This is a genomic window from Pseudarthrobacter sp. MDT1-22, from assembly GCF_054511035.1.
This window is the reverse complement of sequence record NZ_JBTNDK010000076.1, coordinates 1-1,287: the sequence shown is the minus strand read 5'-3', so window position 1 is coordinate 1,287 and position 1,287 is coordinate 1. Positions and strand designations below refer to the sequence as shown.

Here is a 1,287-nt window from a genome sequence, read left to right as displayed (position 1 = left end):
TATTCAACACGCGGCTATTGTGATTTGTCGGGTTTGAGAGTGTAGTTCCATTCGCCGTGCCATTGATGGCGGGTGATGGGAAGGGCCGCCATTTCGGTGTCGCTGATTCTGATCCCGGTCGGATAGATGTTGTCGTCAAGTTCGGCGTGGACTTTCAGGCCGCCGCGAGTGGTGGTGGCGCCGATGAGATCGATGATGACCTGGTGGCTGGTCAGGGGCCTGCCGCGCCAGTTCATCGAGATGTGGGAGAAGAGCCGGTGCTCTATCTTGTTCCACTTGCTGGTGCCCGGCGGCAGGTGGCAGACGGTGATTTCCAGGCCGGTTTCAGCGGCCAGGGCTGCGAGCTGCGTCTTCCACGCACGGAGCCGGTAGCCGTTGGAGCCGCCGCCGTCGGCGCAGATCAGCAGCTTCTTCGTGCCGGGGTAGGCGCCGTGGCCGATCTGGGAGAACCAGCGGCGGATGCTCTCCACGGCGAACGCTGCGGTGTCGTGGTCGGTACCAACCGATACCCAACCGTCATTGGCGGCGACGTCGTAAACCCCGTACGGGTTGGCCTTGCCCAACTGCGGGTCGGGGAAGTCGTGCACGTTCACCCGTACCGGGTCTCCAGCCGGCCGCCACTGCGCGCCGTCATTCTTGAACAGGCCGACGAGTTCCTTCTTCTTCGTGTCCACGCTGATCACCGGGTCCCCGGCCTTGATGTGCTCGGTGGTTTGCACGTTCAAGTATTTGAACTGGGCGTCCCGGTCCTCGTGGGCGGCACCCTCGACCTGTTTCGTGTTGGCTTGCAGGCTGAACCCCTGCTCGTGCAGCAGGTTCGCCACCGTCCACGCCGACACAGGGTGGCCGGTCCCGGTCAGTTCCCGGGCGAGAGTACGCAAAGATTTCGTCGTCCACCGCAACGGCGAGATCGGGTCCCCACGCTCGTCCGGCTCGACCAGCGCCAAGAGTGCGCCGGTCAGCCCGGGATCCGTGACGGTGCGCGGTTTCCGTCCCCCGCCGGGCTGCCGCACGCGTGTCGCTGGGGCCTCGCCGGCCTCCAACTCCTCCACCCCCCGGGCCACAGTCGACGGGCTGGCCCCAGCCGCGCGGGCAACCAGCTTGATCCCGCCGTGCCCGAGCACCCGCGCTTCAGCGCCCATAGCCAGGCGGCGCTGACGCTCATCCAGATGCGGCAACAACGAATCGAACTTTCCCTGCAAAGCCGTCTCAACCTCTGCACCAATGGCCATAGCACCACCATAGAGCCAAAACGACGAAACGCTGGCTTATTTACTGACGCGTCCT

Annotated in this window: 1 pseudogene; it reads right to left on the bottom strand. The window is 64.6% G+C overall.

The features are described 5' to 3' along the window. Positions 1-29 precede the first annotated feature (29 nt). Positions 30-1,232: pseudogene (locus tag ACX80M_RS21020) on the bottom strand (ISAzo13 family transposase); the annotation flags it as partial. Positions 1,233-1,287: the final 55 nt, after the last annotated feature.